This window comes from Streptomyces sp. Tu 2975 (assembly GCF_009832925.1).
In the GTDB taxonomy this organism is placed as follows: domain Bacteria; phylum Actinomycetota; class Actinomycetes; order Streptomycetales; family Streptomycetaceae; genus Streptomyces.
Window position 1 is genome coordinate 5,718,183 of sequence record NZ_CP047140.1, and the last position, 20,941, is coordinate 5,739,123.

14 protein-coding genes and 2 pseudogenes are annotated in these 20,941 nt (G+C 72.7%); 4 read left to right on the top strand and 12 right to left on the bottom strand.

All coding sequences use genetic code 11. The features are described 5' to 3' along the window. Positions 1 to 61: 61 nt before the first annotated feature. The 6 genes and pseudogenes from GLX30_RS25375 to GLX30_RS25400 form a co-directional block, all read right to left on the bottom strand. The gene (locus GLX30_RS25375; RefSeq protein WP_159692671.1) at positions 62 to 1,141 is read right to left on the bottom strand and encodes a LacI family DNA-binding transcriptional regulator; all 1,080 of its coding nucleotides are present in this window, start codon (positions 1,139 to 1,141) and stop codon (positions 62 to 64) included. Positions 1,142 to 1,219: 78 nt separating this feature from the next. Next, positions 1,220 to 1,788: pseudogene (locus tag GLX30_RS25380) on the bottom strand (GNAT family N-acetyltransferase). A 29-nt stretch (positions 1,789 to 1,817) separates the two neighbouring features. Continuing rightward, positions 1,818 to 2,558 carry a TetR/AcrR family transcriptional regulator gene (locus GLX30_RS25385; RefSeq protein WP_159692673.1) on the bottom strand — a complete coding sequence of 247 codons (741 nt, stop codon included), beginning with the start codon at positions 2,556 to 2,558 and terminating at the stop codon, positions 1,818 to 1,820. A gap of 174 nt (positions 2,559 to 2,732) precedes the next feature. Continuing rightward, positions 2,733 to 4,649, bottom strand: a complete 1,917-nt coding sequence (locus tag GLX30_RS25390; protein WP_244258495.1) for a hypothetical protein — start codon at positions 4,647 to 4,649, stop codon at positions 2,733 to 2,735. 173 nt (positions 4,650 to 4,822) lie between these two features. Then, positions 4,823 to 5,623 (bottom strand): tyrosine-protein phosphatase, encoded by an 801-nt coding sequence (locus tag GLX30_RS25395; protein WP_159692675.1) that lies wholly within the window; start codon positions 5,621 to 5,623, stop codon positions 4,823 to 4,825. Positions 5,624 to 5,649: 26 nt separating this feature from the next. After that, positions 5,650 to 8,787, bottom strand: coding sequence for an alpha-N-acetylglucosaminidase (locus tag GLX30_RS25400; RefSeq protein ID WP_159692677.1), 3,138 nt, complete (start codon positions 8,785 to 8,787; stop codon positions 5,650 to 5,652). 102 nt (positions 8,788 to 8,889) lie between these two features. Here GLX30_RS25400 and GLX30_RS25405 point away from each other — a divergent pair, with 102 nt between their 5' ends. Then, positions 8,890 to 9,489 carry a hypothetical protein gene (locus tag GLX30_RS25405; RefSeq protein ID WP_159692679.1) on the top strand — a complete coding sequence of 200 codons (600 nt, stop codon included), beginning with the start codon at positions 8,890 to 8,892 and terminating at the stop codon, positions 9,487 to 9,489. Between the two features lie 174 nt (positions 9,490 to 9,663). Here GLX30_RS25405 and GLX30_RS25410 read toward each other — a convergent pair whose 3' ends face one another. The 4 genes from GLX30_RS25410 to GLX30_RS25425 form a co-directional block, all read right to left on the bottom strand. Next, entirely contained in the window at positions 9,664 to 11,256 is a 1,593-nt protein-coding gene (locus GLX30_RS25410) for a DUF1996 domain-containing protein (RefSeq protein ID WP_159692681.1), read from the bottom strand. Between the two features lie 162 nt (positions 11,257 to 11,418). Continuing rightward, complete coding sequence (locus GLX30_RS25415; protein WP_159692683.1) at positions 11,419 to 12,081, bottom strand: response regulator transcription factor; 663 nt, start codon at positions 12,079 to 12,081, stop codon at positions 11,419 to 11,421. After that, positions 12,066 to 13,331 (bottom strand): histidine kinase, encoded by a 1,266-nt coding sequence (locus GLX30_RS25420; RefSeq protein WP_159692685.1) that lies wholly within the window; start codon positions 13,329 to 13,331, stop codon positions 12,066 to 12,068. Before GLX30_RS25420 ends, GLX30_RS25415 begins: the two co-directional genes overlap by 16 nt. Before the next feature lie 1,019 nt (positions 13,332 to 14,350). Next, positions 14,351 to 15,340 carry an NAD-dependent epimerase/dehydratase family protein gene (locus GLX30_RS25425; protein WP_159692687.1) on the bottom strand — a complete coding sequence of 330 codons (990 nt, stop codon included), beginning with the start codon at positions 15,338 to 15,340 and terminating at the stop codon, positions 14,351 to 14,353. A gap of 118 nt (positions 15,341 to 15,458) precedes the next feature. Between GLX30_RS25425 and GLX30_RS25430 the strand changes: the two genes are divergently transcribed. Continuing rightward, entirely contained in the window at positions 15,459 to 16,043 is a 585-nt protein-coding gene (locus tag GLX30_RS25430) for a hypothetical protein (RefSeq protein ID WP_159692689.1), read from the top strand. 58 nt (positions 16,044 to 16,101) lie between these two features. Continuing rightward, positions 16,102 to 17,532 carry a PepSY domain-containing protein gene (locus tag GLX30_RS25435; protein WP_159692691.1) on the top strand — a complete coding sequence of 477 codons (1,431 nt, stop codon included), beginning with the start codon at positions 16,102 to 16,104 and terminating at the stop codon, positions 17,530 to 17,532. Here GLX30_RS25435 and GLX30_RS25440 read toward each other — a convergent pair. After that, positions 17,529 to 18,060: pseudogene (locus tag GLX30_RS25440) on the bottom strand (winged helix-turn-helix domain-containing protein). The gene GLX30_RS25435 and the pseudogene GLX30_RS25440 sit on opposite strands and share 4 nt — an antisense overlap. A gap of 379 nt (positions 18,061 to 18,439) precedes the next feature. Further along, a complete protein-coding gene (gene glnII / locus GLX30_RS25445; protein ID WP_159692693.1) occupies positions 18,440 to 19,459 on the bottom strand; it encodes a glutamine synthetase in 1,020 nt (339 codons plus the stop codon). A gap of 495 nt (positions 19,460 to 19,954) precedes the next feature. On the opposite strand from glnII, the gene GLX30_RS25450 reads away from it, so the two are divergent. Then, complete coding sequence (locus GLX30_RS25450; RefSeq protein WP_244258283.1) at positions 19,955 to 20,875, top strand: Gfo/Idh/MocA family oxidoreductase; 921 nt, start codon at positions 19,955 to 19,957, stop codon at positions 20,873 to 20,875. The last annotated feature ends 66 nt before the right edge of the window (positions 20,876 to 20,941 follow it).

The window sequence follows — 20,941 nt, forward strand, 5'->3', positions numbered from 1 at the left end:
GCCAGATGTGAGCCGCTCTCCGATCATCCCTCCGGCGGGTTCGCGGCGCATACTGTCCGACTCACGGACGAGGGGCTTCTCCGGGTCGGCCTCCGGGGCCCGATGCCGTTGAACCGCGAACCACCAGCTCGGGCATGAAGACGAACTCGCTGTGCACGGGAGCCCTGGGCCGGCCGGGTGCGGAAGCCGAGTGGCTGTCCCCCGTTTCCTCCAGGAGCGCCCGTACCGATGCCTGCCCCATCGCCTGCACCGGCTTCCGGACGGTGGTCAGCGGAGGGTCGGTGAAGGCGATCAGAGGGGAGTCGTCGAATCCCACGACGGAAATGTCGTCGGGCACTTCCAGGCCCCGGTGCCGGGCGGCCCGTATCGCGCCGAGCGCCATCATGTCGCTGGCGCAGACGACGGCCGTACAACCCCGGTCCATCAGCGTGGTGGCCGCGGCCTGGCCGCCCTCCAGTGTGTACAGGGAATGCTCGATCAGTTCCGCCGACGATCCGGGTGCGATGCCCAGTCGTTCCTGGAGCGCGAGCCGGAAGCCCTCGATCTTACGGAGCACGGGCACGAACCGCCGCGGGCCGACCGCCAGGCCGATCCTGGTGTGACCGAGTGAGGCGAGGTGGGTCACGGCGAGCTGCATCGCCCCCCGGTCGTCGGCCGAGATGAACGGGGCGCGCACCCCGGGCGCGAAACCGTCGACGAGGACGAAGGGGACGCCTTTGGCGCGGAGCCGGTCGTAGCGATCCATGTCGGCGGTGGTGTCGGCGTGCAGACCGGAGACGAAGATGATCCCGGAGACGCCGCGCTCGACCAGCATGTCGGTGAGCTCGTCCTCCGTCGAGCCGCCCGGCGTCTGGGTGGCGAGCACCGGGGTGTATCCCTGCCGGGTCAGGGCCTGGCCGACGACCTGGGCGAGGGCGGGGAAGATCGGATTGTCGAGGCCGGGCGTGATCAGCCCCACGAGCCCGGCGCTGCGCAGACGCAGGCGCACGGGCCGCTCGTAACCGAGCACGTCGAGGGCGGCGAGCACCGACTGGCGGGTGGTCGCGGCGACGCCGGGCCTTCCGTTGAGAACCCGGCTCACCGTCGCTTCGCTGACCCCCGCCTGGGTCGCGATGTCGGCCAGGCGTGCGGGTGCGGTCACGGACCGGACTTTACCGTCCGGAACTGCGGTTTCCCACCGGGCCTCGGCACCGTGGGGCCTGCGTCCGGCGGCCTCGGCTCAACGGGCGGCTTCCCACCGGGCCCCGGAGAAGCGGAAGTTGGCGGTCGGTTCCGCCGGGCCGAGCTGCTTCTCCAGCAGCAGCACGCCGTAACTGCTGCCGTCAGCGGCCCGCTTGGCCGGCTCCTCGCCCACCACCTGGTAGCCCGCGGCCTCGTAGTACGTCCGCAGGCGCGGATTGCGGCTCAGGCAGTCCAGCCGGGCCAGGTGCCGCCCGGCCGCGGCGATGCGGCGCTCGGCGTGGGCGAGCATCGCCCGCCCCGAGCCCGCCGGTGCGTGCGCGCGGGCGGTCATCAGGCGGTGCACGTACCCGGCGACGGGCGGCCGGACCCCCAGGCCTGCACGTCGTCCCACCACAGCTCGTAGGCTCCGGCGACCCGGTCGCCGGCTTCCAGCAGCCACACCTCGCCCTCGGCGATCCGGTGGCGGAAGTGGCCCGCGTCCTTGTCGCCCGGCTTCCACTGGTCGATGCCGTGGCGCAGCATCCAGTGCGCGGCGTCGTCGTAGAGGGCGACGAGAGCGGTCGTGTCGGAGGCAGTGGCGAGCCGGAAGGCGGAATCGATGGTCACCGGTCCGATGATGCAGGACGCCGGTGGCGCTACCGCAGGCGCTGGGCGGGCACGTGGGCGGCCGGCGCGCTTTCCGTGATCACGGGGAGCAGGGCCGTGAGCCGGCTCAGGAGGTCGCCGAAGGGGCCGTCCATCGGCTCGTCCGCGAGGAGGCGGACGAGCAGCGCGGCCATCTCCTCGTCGTAGGCGGCGCTCACCGCGGCCAGCGCCGCGAAGTCGTGGACCAGTTGCCGTTCGAGCTCGGCCCGCGGCACGCGCCGCCCGTCGAGCCAGATCAGCGCCGTGGACTCGGCGAGCGACACCCAGGAGCGCACGACCAGCTCCAGGCGCGCGGACGGCCTGTCGATCCCGAGATGCCTGAGGATCTGGTCGTGCGCGGCCTGCCGCACCTCGTCGATCATCGCGTTGGCCGTGGACGAGCCGACTGCGGGGCCGCCGCGCATCAACGCGGAGAAACCGGGGCCGTGTTCGTCGACGAAGTCGAAGAAGCGGCCCATGACGCGCAGCAACCGCGTGCCGAGCGGCCCCTCCCGGGGTTCCTGGAAGCGGGCGGCGAGCTCGTCGGCCGCCCGGCGCAACGCCGCCTCGTACAGGCTCTGTTTGCCGGGGAAGTAGTGGTACACGAGCGGACGGGAGATGCCCGCGGCCGCCGCGATCTCGTCGATCGAGACGTCGTCGGGCGAGCGGTGGCTGAACAGCTCCAGCGCCACACCGATCAGCTGCTGTCTGCGCTCCTCGACGCCCATCCTGCGCCGCACTCCGGTCGTCATGCGGACACCCTACCCATCGGCGTGCGGGCGCCGGGATGAGGACCGCCCGCCGAGGACACCGGCGGGACGCCGGTGACCAGTGCGTACACGGAGGGGCAGGTGATGCCGGCGGGCCGGGCGGGGCGGAAGGACCGCGACTGCCGTCACGGGCTTCCGGAAGGGCAGCGGCACAGCTCAGCGCAGCGGCCGCACCCGAGTGCCGTCCGCCAGAAGGCCGTTCAGTTCCGGCCGTGCGCCCTCGGCGGAGCGGACCGCCACCACATGTCCGGTGGCCCCTCCCTCCGCACCACCGCCCGCGACGGTGACGGAGGCGAGCTGCCCGCTCCCCGCCGCCAGCACGTACCACTGCCCGGCCCGCGACTGCCACAGCACACCGGCCAGCACGTGCGGTTCACGCACCCCGCACGAGGGCGAGTCCTCCGCCCGCGCCACCACCGTCCCCGCCGCGCCCGGACGGGTGGCGGGCGCCTGGAACTGGGCCATGACACGGCTGCCCGTGCCCCGCCAGGTCTCCGCACGCGTACACACCCAGCCCGCCGTGCCGTTCGCCTCCGGCAGTCGTTGCCGGGCGTACTGCCAGGAGTTGACGCTGCGCACGCCGTGCGCCCGCACGCCGGGCAGCAGGCACGCCGTGCGCGCCCACGACGCGCGCGCCGCCGCGCCCCGCACGTCCTCCGGTGCGCCGGGCGGGCCGTACGTGAGCTGCGCGGGCGTCAGTTCGCCGAGGTCCGTCACCAGCGTGAGGGTGCCGCCGTCGGTCAGTTCCAGGCCATGCCAGGCCCGGCACGCGCGTTGCTGCACGGGACTCGGCAGCCGCTCGGTGAGGCCGTTCGCGTCCTGCCGCACCGTGCGCGTCCGCCCGGCGGGGTCGAGCAGGTCCCGCACCGACACGTCCCGTACCCAAGGCGCCATGAGATAGCGGACGTTGTCCCGCGAGCGCCCGGCGACCAGCGCGCTCGAGCCGGCGGCGTCGGCCCCGTCCGTACGGGCGAAGTCCAGCGTCGCGTCCCCGGCCGCGCCCGGTGCCCCGGTCGTCTCGGCGTAGCGGACGATGCGCAGCCCGTCGTGGAGGACGACGACACGCGCCGCGCCGACCTCGCCCGCGAACAGCAGCTGCGGCGGTCCCATCGGCGGCCCGGACGGTGTCCCGGGTGTCGAGGTGACCCGGACCGCCTCTCCGGGGCCCGCCCAGGCGGTGAGCGCCCGGCGCAGCAGCGCACGGTCCGCGGACAGGGAGCCGCGGGCCGGCCATACGGAGAAGTCCCTGCGGGCCGACTCCCGCCAGGCCGTGGGCGCGACCCGCCCCAGCCGGTCCGGGTCCAGTGCCGCCTCCACGGCGGGGTTGCGGGTGTACGGCACGTCTTTGGCGCCGTCCTCGGTGCCGCCCGGCAGCAGGAGCAGCGTCCCGCACACCGCGAGGGCGGCGGCAGCCACCAGGGCCGCCCTGGTGTGTCTGCGGCGGCGCATCAGGTCGGTGGGCCGCACCTGGAGGGAGCAGGCGTCGAACTCGGACGAGCGGAGAAGTTCCGCGCCGCGTCTGCCGTCCGCCACCTCGTCGGCCTCCGCGAGAGCGGAGTCCGGGTCGGCCGCTCCTACCGAGGTCAGCACCTGGCGCACGTCACGGTCGGACAGCTTCTCCAGGTGGCGCAGCACGTACGCGGCCCTGCCCGGCCCGGACAACGCGGAGAGCCGCTGGTCCAGGGCGAGTTCGTCGGCGCCCCCCGAGCGGGGGAAGACCCGCAGACCCCACACGTGCGGCAGCAGCGGCGGGAACTGGGCGCGCCGGGGCAGTGCCCGCCGCCGCAGCGGCTGCGCCGCGTCCAGCGCCTGCCGCAGCACCCGGTCCCGTACGTACCGGTAGCCGGGGTCGCCGGCGCCCTCCGGACGGCGGGCCCGCGGCACGGACGGGGCGGGCAGCGAGGCGGTGGTGTCTCCGCGGGGGAGCGAACGCTGCACGACGGCATGGGCGGTCAGCACCCGGCGACCCTGGCCCGCGGACGGCGGGAGCACCAGGTAGGCGATCCGTACCAGGCGGGGATAGTGCTCGACGACGGCCGCCTCCGCCTGGCCGACCCCCACTCCGGCCCCCACTCCGGCCCGGACTCCTGAGCCGGCCTCCGTCCCGGTCACGGCGTCGGTGGTGACGGGGCCGGTGATGGGGTCCGGGGAAGGAACGACGTCGTGTGGGCGCACGTTCAGCAGAACGAGCGAATCGTCGTACGGTCACCGGGCGCGGCCCGACGCGACGCCGGGCTCGTGGGGCGTCAGGCCGGGACGACCAGGCGCCCGCGGATGCGGTCCAGCGCGGCCTGCGTGACGCCGAGCCCCTCCCGCACGTACTTCTCCATGGAGCCGTAGCGCGCGTCGACCTCGTCCAGGGCCGCCGCCAGGTAGTCGGGGACGACGCCGATGATGGACAGCGCCGTCTCCGGCTGCCCGCCCTGGAGGGTGTATCCCTCGACGAGCGGGGCGAACGCCGCACGCACCGCCATGTTGACGGACATGTACTCGGCCTCCACCGTCTCCGGCGTCGCCCCGAGCAGCGTGAGCACGATCGTCGCCGCCCAGCCCGTGCGGTCCTTGCCGGCCGTGCAGTGGAACAGCAACGGGCAGGCGTCGGGTTCCGCGACCTCGTTCAGGAACGCCCGGTACGACGAACGTGCCGAGTCGGTCGTCACGAACCCGCGGTAGATGTCACCGAACATCTCCCGGCCCCGGCCGCCGCCGAGTTCCCGCTCGGCGACGGCCGGATCGGTGAGCAGCCGCCGCAGCCTGGCCGCCGCCGGCATCCGGCCGGCGGCGACCTGATCGGCCAGGACGTCGGCGAGCAGCAGCCGCCCGCCTTCCGGGAGCCGGTCGGGCCGTGCCTCACGCTCCGCCCGGGTGCGGAAGTCGACGACGGTACGGATGCCGAGGGCGGCGACGGCCGGGTCGGACGCGGCGTCCATCCGGTCCAGGTGCCCGGAACGGAACAGCAGACCGCTGCGCACCGACCGGCCGCCGGGCAGAGGCGTGCCGCCCAGATCGCGGAGGTTCGCGACGGTGGTGGAGGGGATCGCGTTCATGATGCGGAATGTAGGCCCACCGGACGTCAGCCGCCGGTCGCGACACCGCCGCCCGTCAAGGACCAGCCGCTGAACCGCACCGTCCCGCGCGCACCGCTCCCGCCGTTCGTGGCGCTCATGAAGAACCCGGCGTCCTGCGTCGCCGCCGTGCCCGGCACCGACACGGTGGCGACCGCGCGCCAGGTGGTGCCGCCGTCGGTGGAGCACGCGCCGGTGAACGACGTCCCGGCGTTCTTCGTGAGCCGCAGCAGCACCGGCGCCCTGACCCCGGTGATCCGGCCGTAGTTGTCGATCGTGCCGTCGCCGTTCGAGTCGTACGACAGCGCGACGCCCTGCCCCGGTGTCACCGCCAGGTTCAGGAAGCCCGCGTCCCCGGGGGTCGCCAGCGAGTTGCGGACCATGATCCCGGCTCGTGCCCACGTGCCGGTGTTGTCCTGCGCGTCCACCCGCAGCACGATGCTCGCGCCCTCGGTGAACGCCCCGGGCAGGTAGGCGGTGCCGAACTGGGTGGTGCCGCGCCACAGGTCGTTGCCGGCCCCGTCGATCGCGAACCGGTCGCCGAGCTGGCCGAAGACGGCGCCGTTGGAGGTGAACGTGCGCCATGCGGGGTCCAGCGGCGCGGCGATGTACACGCTGCCCGGCTGGGTGGTGGTGACCCGGTCCTCGTCGAGCGGCCCGTACTGCGTCGTGAGTTCGTACGGCATGGGCCTCAGCGGCTCCGTCAGCGGATCAGCGGGCGCCGTGACCCGCCAGGAGACCTCGCCGCTGCCCCCGGCCGGGACGCCCTCCAGGGCGCTCGGGCCCTCGGGCGCGGCGTCGAGCCCGGCGAGCGCGAAGTCGATCCTGCCCGTGCCTCTGAGCCCGTTCATGTTGCGGAAGACCGCCGTGACGGTGCCCGAGCTGCCCGGGGTGAACGCCGGCGGCTCCACGTCCACCGTCACGGCGCCCTGGTAGGGCGCGCGGGCCAAGGTGTCGAACACGCGAAGGGCCGTGCTGTACGCGTCCCCGGTCGGCCGCACCGGATATGTGCGGCGTTCCAGGGTCCACGCCTCCTCCTGGGGATACCAGTCGAAGGACTTCGGCGCCCTGCCCGCGGCCATCGCGTCGGCCTGCTCCGTCAGGAACGCCTCCCACTGCGGCACATGGACGTCGGCCATCAGCCCCTGCCAGTCCCGGTTGGCGTAGTTGCTGAGGCTGTTCGCGGTCGGACGGTCCGCCCAGGTGGTGACCAGGGTGCGCGCGGTGCGCTCCAGCTGCACCGCCTCCTCCGGGCTGGTCGCCAGCCGCTTCGCGTCCTCCAGCCACGGCCCGAGCAGGAACTGGCGGTGGCAGCCGGCCATCGTGTCGCTGAGCCGCATCACCTTCAGCCACAGGGCCGACACGGCACGGAAGGCGGCCACGTCCTTGTTCCGGTGCGCGGCCCGCAACGCCGGCTGGAGCGTGCGGGAACGGTTGGCCAGCGCCTGGCGGGCCACGTCGGTCAGGTCGTGGCGGTACGCGTCCGAGCCGCGCAGCGGCGGCCGTACGGCGAGCAGCGCGGCGAACGCCCGGTCGAAGCCCGCCGGGTCGAACGCGGTGCCGATCGCCGTCGTCAGCGACGGCCGGCGTGAGAACAGCGAGTCGTACGGCCGGCCGTCCGTGCTCGTCAGCTTGTACGCCGTCGCGGCCAGCGCGGCGAACGCCTCCTGCGCCGACCGGTCGATGCCGCCGTACCGGATCTGCGCGTACTCGGCGAACCACGCGTCCCGGTCGATCTTCTCCTCGCGCCAGGCCAGTTCGCTGAAGAGTTCCAGCGCCGCCGGGTCCCGCTCCGCCGCCTCCGGCATGTACGCGGTGCCCACCAGCGCACTGCCCGGCTTGTCGCGCCAGACCGTGAACTTCTCCGTCCACCGGTCGGTGTTCGCGCCGATCGTCGTACGGCCGCCGAAGTTCGGGATCGTGCCGAAGGCGTACGGTGCCCCGCCCCAGTCGGCCTCCCGGTCGGTGACCGTGTCCAGATCGGAGAGGCCGTCGACGATGAGGACGCGGGAGGTGTCGATCGAGTCGAGCAGCACCGGGCGCGGGTTGGACTGCCAGCCGAGGATCACCCAGATGGCACCGGGCCGGGCCGTTTGAAGGGACGCCTCCACCGCGCGTGCGGCGTCCGGGACCGGCACGTCGCCCGCGGTGCCGCCCTCGTGCAGCAGGTCCATCTTGAAGTGCGACACGTCGCCGAACAGTTCGCCCTGGTGCCGGTAGAAGGCCGCGGCGACGTCGGAGAACGCCTTCGTCCGCGGGTCCAGCCAGTCGGGCCGGCGCATCCCGCCGCCCCAGGTGCCCTGCGGGATCACACGCGCGTCGCTGCCGGGGTTGTGGCCCGGGAAGTCGTCGGGCACGGTGCCGAAGTAGCCCGGCATCACAGGATGCATTCCCAGCTCCCGCAGCCGGTCGGCGATCCGCCGGCCCAACTCGGTCCGGCGCTCGATGAGGGCCGGCGACATCGGGCCGCCGTACTCGCTCATGTTCTGGAGCAGCCACCACGGCTGGTGCGAGGGCGCCGGCAGCCAGGTCCTGGCCTCCTCGTCCGAGTAGCCGAAGTCCCTCAGCAGCCGGTGGTAGACGGCCTCCTGCCCCGGCGTCACCAGGACCTCGTTGCAGCCGTGCAGGGCCAGGACGTCGATCAGCCGCTCCCAGCGCGGCCAGTCGGCGTAGGGGGCGGTGTAGCCGTCGTGCGTGTCGTTGTACGCGAACCGGTGGCGGACGGTGGCCCTGCGCTCGAGCGGACGACGGACCGCGGGCAGCCGGCGGGGCAGGTCGAGCTGGGACCCGGACCACGAGATGTGCGCGCGGCAGACGTACTTGAGATACCAGTGCACCCCGGTCAGCAGGACCGCCGGACCGGTACCGGCGACCTCGATGCGGCCGGTCGAGCCGGTGATCCGGAAGCGCTCGGGGCCGGTCAGCGCCGTCAAACGCAACTGGTCGGCGTGGTCGGGCAGCAGGCGGTGCAGCGCGGCGACGGCCGGACCGGTACGGAAAGCGTCCCCGGCGCCCGCGCCGGGTGCCGCGGGCGCGGAGGCGGGACGGGGCAGGGCGGTGGCCGCAGGAGTGTGCGCGGCGAGCACCGCGCCGGCTCCCACAGCTCCGGCAGTGCCCAGTAGCGAACGTCTCGACAGCTCGTTCATCAGCGCTCCTCCGTGTTGCTGACGCGACAACAGGTGCGTGCGGAGCGCAGGTTACCTGCGGTTCTGCCGCGCGAAGAGGGGGCGGGAAGGCACCATGGCCGGATGCGGACGAGTACGAGCACCAGCACACGGCGGGCGGCCCGGACAGGACTGGCAGTTGTCGTCCTGGCCCTGGCGGCGGCCTGCGGTTCCGGCGATGACGACGACGGGCGTGTCGGACCCGACAAGGGCGCGAAGGCGCCGAAGACGGCGACCGGCAGCCTGGAGGACCTCGCACGCCAGGCCGAATGCGAACCGAACATCCAGACGGACGCGGAGGAATTGCGCCAGGCCAACTGCACGACGGCCGACGGCAAGTACATCCTCGCGACCTTCGCCACCGACCGCGGCCAGCGTGAGTGGATCAACGAGGCCAACGACTACGGCGGTACCTATCTGGTCGGGCGCAAGTGGGTCGCGGTCGGTGACGAGAAGGTCGTGGCGGCCCTGCGGGACCGGCTCGGCGGCACCGTCGAGACCGGCGCGCAGCACGGCTCGGGCCACGGCGGCGAAGGCGGCGACAGCGGCGACGGCGGTGGGGACAGCGGCGGCGTCGATGACCACGACGGCCACGACGGCCACGAGGGTCACGACGGCGGCGCGGAGAGCGGGGAGAAGGGCGGAAGTGCCGGGGAGGGGCACCAAGGGCACCAGGGGAGCTGACCGGCCGGCCTGTCGGAGCGGGCCGGTCCGGGCGTCGTTGCCCGGACCGGCCCGGGACAGGCCGTGCCGGGCCGTCCGCAGACGGAAGGAGGCCGGGCCGGTCCGGGAATCTCCCGGACCGGCCCGGCCCTTGGGGTACCGGTGGGTCACCGGCCCTCCGCCGTACCCGGTGGGTCACTGACAGCGACGTCCGTCGTTGATGCAGTCCACCATCTCGTCCATCAGGTCCTCGTCGAAGACGTTGATGAAGTCACCGTGGTCGGTGATCGGCTTGTGCAGCTGCTCGGGGAACGAGTCCACCGCGAAGACCGACGCGTTGTCGCCGTCGAAGACCGGCGGCGGCACGTCGTAGACGATCCGCTGCACCAGTTGCGGGATCGGCTGGAAACCGTCCTGGCAACTGCCGTCCTCGTCGGCGAAGGCCACATGGGTGCGGTGGTTCGCGCTGTCGGTGTTCTGACCGTCCCAGCAGCTCTGGAACTTGAAGCTGCGCACCACCTGGCTGCCCTCGGGGCAGATCGGGTACTTGTCCTTCAGCTGGCGGTCCTCGAAGCCGGTGCAGCTCCAGGAGGCGTTGGCATTCGCGTCGCCGTTGGTCAAGGACTTGGCGTCACCGGTGATGATCCGGAGGAATTTCGGCATCGCGGTGACCTTGCTCCGCGGATTGCCCTCGAACGTCAGTGTGACCTCCGACGGTGTCTGGATCTCACCGACGTTCTGGTCGTTGCCGCCGCCGTCCTCGCCGGCGTCGAACTCGTTCTGGCCGTTCTGCAGGCGCAGCACAGGCCAGTAGTAGGTCGACTTGTCGCCCTGGTTGTTGCAGGTGGTGTCTCCGTTCGCGAAATCGTCGTCGCTGGCGAAAGCGTCATTGGCCTGGTTGCCCACATAGTCGTGCATGTGGTGCGCGCCGTTGCTGACACCAGGGGCGGCGATCACATTGTCGGAATTGAACTTCCCGTTCTCGTTCACGCCGCAGTCGGTGGTGAAAGTGCCTCGGGAGGCACCGCGGCGCTTCTGAGGCTCCTGGACGTTCGGCTCGACGGACTGGATGTCGACGAAGTCGCCCTCTTCCGGGCCGTTGCCGGCCTGGCCGCCGTTGTTGTTGCCGTCGTTCCCGCCGTTGTCCCCGTTGTTGCCGTCGTTGTTGTCGCCGTCACCGTTGTCCTGGCCGCCGCCGTCCTGGCCACCGTCCTGGTTCTGGTCCTGGCCGCCGTCGCCGTCCTGGCCGTCGTTCTGGCCGTCCTGCCCGTCCTGACCGTCGTTCTGTCCGTCGTTCTGGTCACCGCCGTCGTTGTCGTCGCCGCGGAGGGTGCACGGAGCGGTCGACTCCAGGCCCTGGGGGCGTTCGGCAGAGCGGTCGATCAGGGCGACGATGCGCTGGATGATCACCAACCGCTCGTTCTTCAGCGGCGTCAGAATCTCGTTCTGCGCGAAGGTGCGGTCGCTCTGGACGCGCTCCTTGTTGTCGGCGAACCGCTGGTAGTAGTTGGTGATCTGGGTGTCCAGCGTGGCGAGTTCCCGGTCGACCGCGAACCGCTGGTCGTCGGGGACCTGCTCGATGGAATTCACGACCTCCGGACAGTCGATCGTGGAGACCGCCTGTCCGGCGCTCTGCGTTCTGGGCCCGGTCCGGTCATCGCCCCAGCCCTCGTGGGCGGAAGCGTAGAAATTGGCCGCGACGAGCCCGCCCCCACCCAGAATGAGGGCAGCCGTGGCGGCGATCGCCCGGTTTGCCAGCGTTGAGCGTTTTCTCGATGTGCGTCCCATGGAACTCCAATCCCGGGGGAGGGAAGTAGCGTCGTTCCATACGCAGACCACCGACAGGGTGTTCAGTCCTGTGGGGAAATCGTAGAAGCCTCCACCGCCAAATCGTTTGGACGTAGCCGAAAAGGGGCACTGCCGCCCTGCTTCTCCGGGCGGGCCCACTTCTCAACTTCCGGTCGTACGCCCGTGATCCAGATACGCCAGCACCGCCAGGACCCGGCGGTTGTCGTCGTCCGACACCGGCAGCCCCAGCTTGGCGAAGATGTTCGACGTGTGCTTGGCCACCGCCCGTTCGGTCACCACCAGTTGCGACGCGATCGCCGCGTTCGAGCGGCCCTGCGCGACCAGCTCCATGACCTCCCGCTCACGTGGCGTCAGACTCTCCATGGGCCTGTCCTGCGAACGCCGCGACAACAACTGCGAGATGACCTGCGGGTCCATCGCCGTACCGCCCGCCGCCACCCGGCGCACCGCGTCGACGAACTGCTCCGCGTCGAAGACCCGGTCCTTCAGCAGGTACCCCACCCCGCCGTTGCCGTCGGCCAGCAACTCACGCGCATACAACTGCTCGACGTGCTGAGAGAGCACCAGCACCGGCAGTCCCGGCCTCGCCCGCCGCGCCGCCAGCGCGCACTGGAGCCCCTCGTCCGTGTGCGACGGCGGGAGCCGGACGTCGACGACCGCGACGTCCGGCTCCAACTCCGCCAGAGCCTCGGAGAGCTCGGGACCCGTCTCCACCGCGGCCAGGATCTCGAAGCCGAACGCCTCGAGCATCCGGACCAGACCGTCCCGCAGCAGGAACAGGTCTTCCGCTAGAACAACGCGCAAGGGATCTCCATGGTGACCATGGTGGGACCGCCCGCGGGGCTGCTGACGGCCAGGACTCCGTCGAATGTACCCAGCCGCCGTTCGACACCGCTCAGACCCGAGCCCGCCCCGACCACCGCGCCACCCTTGCCGTTGTCCGTCACCGAGATCCGCAACGCCCCGTCGGAGTACGTGATGTCCACCCAGACGCGGTCCGCCCCCGCATGCTTGACCGCGTTGGTGAGGGCCTCGCTCACCGCGAAGTACGCCGCGGACTCGACGGCCGCGTCCGGACGGCCCGGCAGCTCCACCTCCACCTCCGTCGGCACCGGCAGCCGCAGCGCCAGAGCCCTGACGCCGTCCCCCAGCCCCCGTTCGGCCAGCACCGGCGGATGGATGCCGCGCACAAGGTCGCGCAGCTCGGTCAACGCCTCCGCCGACGACTCCCGCGCCTTGGAGATCAGTTCCTTCGCCTGCGCCGGGTCCTTCTCGATCAGGGCCTCGATCGTGCCGAGGTTCATCCCCATCGCGACCAGCCGCGCCTGCGCCCCGTCGTGCAGGTCGCGCTCGATACGGCGCAGCTCCGCCGCCGACGTGTCGAGCGCGTCGTGACGGGTCTCGGTCAGCCGGTCGATGCGCTGCTCCAGCTCCTCACGGCCGGGCGTCAGTACGGCCCCCGCAAGCCTGAAGTGCGCCCTCACGAGACGGGGGTTGACGTGCAGCGCCACGATCATCCACACAAGGCCGAGCAGCGCCGCCTGCCTGGCCGTGTCACCGCTGTCGACCGGCAGGAACGTGTACCAGTACGTGCCACTGGCCTCCACGATCGGCTTCCAAAGCCCCGCCGCGAGCAGGAGACCGAACACGCCCTCCAGGATCAGCGCCGGCGCCAGGACCGCGACGGCGCCGCCGCCCGTCATGTCGGCGAGCAGCCACCGGATGTCCCGCCAGGTCGCCGGGTCCTTCAGCATCAGCGAGCACCGCTCGACCTGCCCGGTGACGCCCTTCCGCACGTCCTTGGGAAAGGGTCGGTAACGGGCCGGGATACGGACCTGGGACCACTGCGCGGCCAGCAGCCGACGGCGGTTCACGTGGGCCCGCAGGAGAGTCAGCGCCAGGGGCGTGGTGAACACGCCCACTCCGACGGGGATCAACGCGATCGACACCGTCGTGAGAGAGAAGAGAGCGACGGAACCGACCCACGCCGCCAGCGCGAGCACCAGCCCTTGCCCACCGGCGGTGAGCGCGCCGCGAGCCTTCTTGATCGCCATGAATCCCCCTGCTTGGGCGTGTGTTCGTCCGTCGGTCCCTGTCGATCACCAGTGTGGCGGCCACGAATGTGCGTCCGCACGGGTGGAGGGCACCGGGTGGGGGGTGTACCTGACGACACCATGGGGTCTCGACGCCTCTGGGGCGCGACCCGCCCCGGCGGGGCGGGGCTGCACTTGGGTGGTGCGCCGGCGCGGGGCGTGGCCCGGTCCCGTTGTCCGGCGCCCCTGCGGGGGCGGCGCCCGGTCCGGTGTGTGCGCCCCTGCGGGCCGGGCCGGTCCTGGCGCGTGCGCCCCTGGCGGGGCGGGGCTGCACTTGCGCCCGTCCGGGGCGTGGCCCGGCCCGGTGCGTGTGGCCACTGGCGGGGCGGGTCCTGGCTTGGGGGCGTTGTGCCCCGGGCCAGGCCAGGTCCGTCGTGGCGCCCCTGGCGGGGTGTGGCTGCGCGGGTGGTGGGTGCGGGTGTCGGGGCCTCCGGAGGGGGTGTCCGGAATGGCTGTCCTCACCGCGCTGCGCGCGAGTTGCGACGCTTTACTTCCGGACACCCCCTCCTACGACCCCGCCCCCTCACGCCGGTGGGGCCAACTCGGGCCGGTGGCCGTTTGCATGCGGGGCGACGGTCCGGCCTCTGGGCGTGAGCCCGAGGGTGTTCGCGGCGCGAAGCTACCGGCCTTGGGGGTGTGGGGGCGTCAGCACCCACCGAATCGTCCCTCTGAGGAGGGGAAAGGGGGCGTCAGCCCCTTGGGGTCCGGGGCCTGCCCCACGCGGCGGAGCCGCACATCGATGCAGTGGGAAGGGGCGGGGTGGGGAAGGGCCCAGCGCAGCGGCACGGGCCGGGCGAGGACCTGCCCATGCACGGCTTGTTCGGGGGTGTGGGAGCGTCAGCCCCGCCAGCCTTCCCCCTCCCCGGAGCCGGAGTGTCGGCCCCCGGGGGTCCGGGGCTTGCCCCGGTTCGGGAAGGGGCGGGGTGGGGAAGGGCCCCGCGCAGCGGCACGGACGCGGCGGCCGCGCAAAGCCCCAGGACTTACGGTCGGTCCGCGAGCAGGCGTTGCTCGACCTCCGGCGCCAGCCCCACCCGCGGACGGTCCGCACGGTGCGGCGCCGTGCCGCCCAGGGACGTGAGCCACGTCCACGTGTCGCGGACCGTGTCCGCGACCGGCCGGCACCGCAGGCCCGCCGCCGTCGCGCGGCCCACGCCCACGCCGTGCAGCGCCCCGTACGCCTCCTGCGAAGGCGGGATCCAGACCGGCAGGTCCGTCCACGGTTCGATGCCCGCCGCGAGGATCGTCTCCGCGTCGGTCCACCGCAGCCGTGCCGTCGAACCCGTCACCGTGACGCAGGCGTCGAGGAGTTCGCCCATCGTCGTGTGGCCGGGTTCGCTCGCCAGGTTGTACGGACCAGAGCGTCCGGCGGCCGCCGTGTCGAGGGTCCATTCGGCGAGGTCGCGGACGTCGATGTACTGCAGCGGGGTCTCCCGCGGCCCCGGCGCGAGCACGTCGCCGCCGCGTGCGATGCGGCCGAGCCACCAGGGGAGCCGGCCGATGTTCTCCCACGGCCCGAGGATCAGCCCGGAGCGCACCAGCAGCGAGCGTTCGTCGCCGAAGGCGTCGAGGACCGCCAGTTCGCCGCCCCGCTTGGCCTCGGCGTACGGCACGTCGACGGCGTCGGCGGAGCTGTCCACCAGCGGCGCCGTCTCGTCGTACCCGGCCGGCTGGGGCCAGACGTACACCGAGCAGCTGGAGATGTAGACGTAGCGCCCCACACGTCCCGCGAGCAGCCGGGCCGTGCGGCGGATCGCCGACGGCGCGCCCGACCAGGTGTCGACGACGGCGTCCCATGCGCCGTCGGCGAGCGCGTCGAGGTTGTCGAGCCGGTCGCCGAGGAGCACGGCCGCGCCCTTCGGCGCCGGATGCCTGCCGCGGTGGAAGACGGTGACGTCCCATCCGCGGGCCAGCGCCGCCTCGGTGACCGCACGCCCCGCGAACTCCGTACCGCCCAGAATCAAAAGCCTCATGATCACGACTGTGCCTCGGGGGAGCCCGCAGGGGACAGTGGTTCTGCTGCGGGAAGAACTTGTTCGTACCCACGGTCACTCTCCCGGACCCGCCGCCGTGGTGGCACCATGTCGGACGATGACGGACACCCGGTCGCCGATGCGCGCCCTGCGGGCCGCGCTCTTCGCGGCGGTGGCCGTCATTCTGGCCGCCATGGGGCATTCGTCCCTGTCTGCGCACGACATTCCGCCGTCCGCGCTGCTGGTCGCACTGGGTGTGACCGCCACCGCGGGATGGTGCGCGGCCGGACGCCGCCGCGGGTCCCGCGCCATCGGCGCCGGTCTGCTCGCCGTGCAGGGGGCTCTGCACCTGATCTTCTCGGACGCCGGCCGGCCTGCCGAGCACCACCACGGGCCCCAGGTGGAGACGGCCATGGGCCTCGCCGACGGGGCGGGCATGCTCGCCGTGCACCTGGTCGCGGCCGTGGGCTCTGCGCTCTGGCTCGCCCACGGCGAGGCCGCGTTCTTCCGGCTCGCGGGCACCGCGCTCGCGTTCGCCTTCACCCCGCTGCGACTGCTCCTCGGCGTCGTACGGCTTCCGGAACCACCGCGTCCGGTGGTCCGCCCGGCTGTCCCCGCCCGTCACCACGGTGTCGTCCTGGCGCACACGGTCGTCCGCCGCGGCCCGCCGACGCCTGCCGTACCTCGCGCCACGGCCCCCTGAGCCGCTGTCCGACCTGGGGGCCGGTTCCCCATGTCGACACCGAATCCTTAGGACCGCCATGTCTGTTGACGCTCCCGACCAGGGCGCAGCACCGCAGGCCGGCACCGGCCGGGCCGAATCCACCTCCACCTGGGGCGCGCTGCGACCGCTCGTGCTCCGGCTCCACTTCTACGCGGGGTTGCTGATCGCCCCGCTGCTTCTCGTCGCCGCTGTCAGCGGCCTGCTGTACTCCCTGTCCTTCCAGGCGGAGAAGTTCGTCTACCGCGACGAGCTCACCGCTCCCGTGACGGGCCCGTACCTGCCGCTCGGCGCCCAGCTCGACGCGGCCCGCGAGGCCCGTCCCGACGCCACCGTCACCGCCGTGTGGCCCTCGCACGAGGAGGGGGCGACCACCCGGGTCCTGATGGACGCTCCCGGTGTCGCGGAGGGCAGATCCCTCGCTGTCTTCGTCGACCCGTACACCGCCGACATACGGGGCGAGCTCCCCTCGTACGGCAGCTCCGGCGCGCTCCCGCTGCGGACGTGGCTCGACGAACTCCACCGGGACCTGCATCTCGGTGACCTCGGCCGCTACTACAGCGAGCTCGCCGCGAGCTGGCTCTGGGTCGTCGCCCTCGGCGGGCTGCTGCTCTGGCTGGGTCGCCGGCGCCGTACGAAGCGGGCCCTGATCCTGCCCGAGCGGGGCGCGAAGGGCCGCCGCAGGACACTGTCCTGGCACGGCTCCGTCGGACTGTGGGCCGTGATCGGACTGGTCCTGCTGTCGGCCACCGGCCTCACGTGGTCCCGTTACGCGGGCGAGAACATCGGCGCACTGCAGGACCGGCTGGGCGGCGCCACACCCACCGTCTCGGCCGTGATCGGCGAGGGCGGGGCGGCCGGCGGGGGCGACCACGAGGGCCACGGCGCCGGCGGACACGGAGCAGAGCACCAGGGCGCGGACGTCGGCATCGACGACGCCGTGGCCGCCGCCCGCGAGGCCGGCGTCGACGGCAAGGTCGCCGTGACGCTGCCGGCCGACGGCACCGGCTATGTCGTCAAGGAGACCGACACCCAGTACCCGGTCCATCTCGACTCGGTGGCGATCGACCCGGCCGACGGGCGTGTCATCGACGAACTCCGCTTCGACGACTACCCGTTGCTCGCCAAACTGACCCGCTTCGGCATCGACGGCCACATGGGCGTGCTCTTCGGCCTGGCCAACCAGCTCGTGCTGGCCGCCCTGATGGGCGCCCTGATCATGCTCATCGTGTTGGGCTACCGCATGTGGTGGCTGCGCCGGCCCACGAAGGAACGCGCGCTGAGCGCGGGGCGGCCGGCACCGCGCGGCGCGTGGCGGAAGCTGCCGGTCACCGTGCTGCTGCCGCTCGCAGCGGCGACGGCCGTGGCCGGCTGGTTCGTGCCGATGCTCGGCATCAGCCTGCTGGTGTTCCTGGCCGTCGACATCGCGCTGGGCGCCGCCGCGCGGAACCGGGCGCGCACCGGCGACTAGGGCGCGTACTTGTAGCCGACCCGCCGCACGGTCTGGATCGTGCGGCGGTGTTCGGCGCCCAGCTTGCGCCGCAGCCGCGCCACATGGACGTCGACGGTGCGGCCGTCGCCCACGTGCCCGTAGCCCCACACCGTGGTGACGAGCTGGTCACGGGTGTGCACCCGCTGCGGATGCGCCACCAGATGCGCCAGCAGCTCGAACTCGAGGTAGGTCAGGTCCAGTGCCCGCCCGTCCACATGGGCCGTGCGCCGGACCGGGTCGATCAGCACCGGCCCGCCGTCCGTCCCGTGCTGCGGGCGGCGGGACGCGGCTGCCCGTCGGCCGGTACGAGCACCAGGTAGCCGACCATCGGGGCCGCCCCGGCAGTTCGGGCAGGGTGTGCGGCGGTGCGGGCAGCCAAGTGGCGCCCGGCGGAAGGAAGTCGGCGACGTCGACCACTTCGTCGCGGTCGACGGCACGCAGTCGCTGCCGGTCGGAGGGACGCTGGGCGGGCCGGGCGACGGCGGAGAAGGAACGGGTGTTCGCCATGGGGAGGTCAGCTCTTTCGCGCGGAGGAAGACGGACGTACGTACGTCGTGCGCGCCGGCCGAGAACCGGGATGACGGTTTCAGAAGGCCTGCGCGCTCACGCGCGGCAACACACCCGGTCGAAGTCGTGATGCTGCCGGGAGGGCCAGAACGGCTCGAGGTCGGTGCGACCTGTCGCGATGCTCCGGTGGATGCTGGCCATGACCCCATTCAAGCAGACGCGAGGCGCGCGCAGCAGGCCCCTCTCACGCCTTGGTACGCCTTCCCCGTGCGGGTGTTGACCCCTGGTGCCCGTGCTGCCCGCTGTCCTCGGCCGCTCAGGCACACGGAAAGGGGCCCCGCCGGAATCGGCGGGGCCCCTTTCAGGGAGCTCTCTGCGCTCAGACCTGGCCGGCCTTCTCCAGCGCCGCGCAGCAGGTGTCCACCAGGAGGCGGGTCACCACGTACGGGTCGACGTTGGCGTTCGGGCGGCGGTCCTCGATGTAGCCCTTGCCGTCCTGCTCGACCTGCCACGGGATACGGACGGAGGCGCCACGGTCGGAGACGCCGTAGCTGTACTCGTTCCACGGGGCGGTCTCGTGCAGACCGGTGAGACGGTCGTCGATGCCGGCGCCGTAGTTCTTGACGTGGTCGAGGGGCTTGGAGCCCTCACCGAGCGACTCGCACGCGGTGATGATGGCCTCGTAGCCCTCCCGCATCGCCTTGGTCGAGAAGTTGGTGTGCGCGCCCGCGCCGTTCCAGTCGCCCTTCACCGGCTTGGGGTCCAGCGTCGCGGAGACCTTGAAGTCCTCGGCGGTGCGGTAGAGCAGCCAACGGGCCACCCACAGCTGGTCGGCGACCTCGAGCGGGGCGAGCGGGCCGACCTGGAACTCCCACTGGCCGGGCATGACCTCGGCGTTGATGCCGGAGATGCCGAGACCCGCCTTGAGGCAGTTCTCGAGGTGCGCCTCGACGACGTCACGGCCGAAGATCTCGTCGGCGCCGACACCGCAGTAGTAGCCGCCCTGCGGGGCAGGGAATCCGCCGGCCGGGAAGCCGAGGGGACGCTCACCGTCGAAGAAGGTGTACTCCTGCTCGATGCCGAAGATCGGCTCCTGAGCGGCGAACCGCTCGTAGACCTCGGCGAGCGCGGCGCGGGTGTTGGACTCGTGCGGGGTCATGTCCGTGTTGAGGACCTCGCACAGCACCAGGACGTCGTCGCCGCCGCGGATCGGGTCCGGGCAGGTGAAGACCGGCTTGAGCACGCGGTCGGAGGCGTGGCCCTTGGCCTGGTTGGTGCTGGACCCGTCGAAGCCCCAGACGGGCAGCTCAGCGCCATCGTTGAGGATCTTCGTCTTCGAGCGAAGCTTGGCGGTCGGCTCGGTGCCGTCGATCCAGATGTACTCAGCCTTGAAGGTCACGGGGCCTCATCCTTTGCGGGTGCAGCGGTATGCCGCGCAGCTTGGCAATGCGCGATTTCCCGGCCGTTGCCCGTTTGTGAACCCCACGTTACGCAGCGGGCCGGACGGCCGGGACCGGCCGGGGAGGAGCGCCTCCCGCCGTGGCCGGAGCAATGTCTGCGGCGTCCCGGACCGGGGCCGTGGACGGGCACGGCCGGACGCGTTGTCACTGGTCGGAGCCGCTTTCATCATGCTGGGGGCGTTTTCTGGACGCGTCACGGGAGATGTCGCCGGGGACGTCGTGGGCAACGTTTCCGGGAAGGTTCTGAGACACGCGACACATCCCCGCCGGTCGGTGATCGTCCCGGCCGTCGCGAACCGGGCCGGGAGGGGCGGGAAGGACGTCCGGCCGCCGGGAACGGGCCGGCGGCGGCCGTCGTATACAGGGGTGTCCACGGGTGCGCGCACGCCGGACCGGGCGGACCGGCGGCTCTGTGACCGTGCACACTGGTGCGCATGACGAAGCAGACACAGCCGATGCGTATCGGCCTCCTCGGTGCCGGGCCGTGGGCGGGGATGACGCAGGCACCGGCGCTGGCCGGGCATCCGGATGTCGTGTTCAGCGGCGTGTGGGGGAGGCGGCCGGAGGCGGCCGCGGCGCTGGCCGATGCCCACGGCACGGCGGCGTTCACCGGCGACCAGGGCATCGAGGCCCTGCTCGCGGTCAGCGACGCCGTCGCGTTCGCCGTGCCGCCGGACGTCCAGGCGCCGCTCGCCGCCAGGGCGGCCGCGGCGGGCCGCCACCTGCTGCTGGACAAGCCGGTCGCGACCAACGTGGCCGCGGCGCACGCGGCCGCCCGTGCCGCGCAGGACGCGGGGGTGGCGTCCGTGGTCTTCTGCACGCTGCGCTTCGCCGCCGACACGGCGCCCTGGGTGGCAGAACAGGCCGCCGCGGACGGGTGGTTCACGGCGCACGCCCAGTGGCTCGGTTCGCTGTACTCGGACGGCTCCGACAGCCCGTTCGCGGCCTCGCCCTGGCGGCGTGAGAAGGGCGGCCTGTGGGACGTCGGCCCGCACGCCCTCTCGGCGCTGATCCCCGTGCTCGGCGATGTGACAACGCTGTCGGGGGCCCGTGGCCCGGCCGACACCGTCCACCTGGTGCTGCGGCACGCCTCCGGGGCCTCCAGCACGGTGACCCTCGGCCTGAGCGCGCCGGGCAAGGCGGCCGGCACGAGCCTCGTCCTGCTGGGCGAGCGGGGCAGGGCGGAGCTTCCCGAGGGCTGGGGCGATCCGGTCGACTCGTTCCGCAGGGCGGTCGACGCGCTGCTCGGGTCCGCGCGGACCGGGCAGGCGCACGACTGCGACATCCACTTCGGCGTGCGGCTCACGGAGATCCTCGCGGAGGCGGAGGAACTGCTGGCCGGCACGGCGCCGTAGGAGACGGGAAGGCCGCAGCCGCAGGGCCGGCGGGGGCGTTACCGGGGCCTGCGGCTACGGCGGCGC

What these genes read in the sequence shown, in the direction of transcription:
- GLX30_RS25450 (WP_244258283.1), top strand. Translation starts at nt 19,955, where the DNA reads ATGACGAAGCAGACACAGCCGATGCGTATCGGCCTCCTCGGTGCCGGG.
- GLX30_RS25385 (WP_159692673.1), bottom strand. Translation starts at nt 2,558, where the DNA reads ATGACGACCGGAGTGCGGCGCAGGATGGGCGTCGAGGAGCGCAGACAG.
- GLX30_RS25400 (WP_159692677.1), bottom strand. Translation starts at nt 8,787, where the DNA reads ATGAACGAGCTGTCGAGACGTTCGCTACTGGGCACTGCCGGAGCTGTG.
- GLX30_RS25410 (WP_159692681.1), bottom strand. Translation starts at nt 11,256, where the DNA reads ATGGGACGCACATCGAGAAAACGCTCAACGCTGGCAAACCGGGCGATC.
- GLX30_RS25420 (WP_159692685.1), bottom strand. Translation starts at nt 13,331, where the DNA reads ATGGCGATCAAGAAGGCTCGCGGCGCGCTCACCGCCGGTGGGCAAGGG.
- GLX30_RS25430 (WP_159692689.1), top strand. Translation starts at nt 15,459, where the DNA reads ATGACGGACACCCGGTCGCCGATGCGCGCCCTGCGGGCCGCGCTCTTC.
- GLX30_RS25425 (WP_159692687.1), bottom strand. Translation starts at nt 15,340, where the DNA reads ATGAGGCTTTTGATTCTGGGCGGTACGGAGTTCGCGGGGCGTGCGGTC.
- GLX30_RS25395 (WP_159692675.1), bottom strand. Translation starts at nt 5,623, where the DNA reads ATGAACGCGATCCCCTCCACCACCGTCGCGAACCTCCGCGATCTGGGC.
- GLX30_RS25435 (WP_159692691.1), top strand. Translation starts at nt 16,102, where the DNA reads ATGTCTGTTGACGCTCCCGACCAGGGCGCAGCACCGCAGGCCGGCACC.
- GLX30_RS25405 (WP_159692679.1), top strand. Translation starts at nt 8,890, where the DNA reads ATGCGGACGAGTACGAGCACCAGCACACGGCGGGCGGCCCGGACAGGA.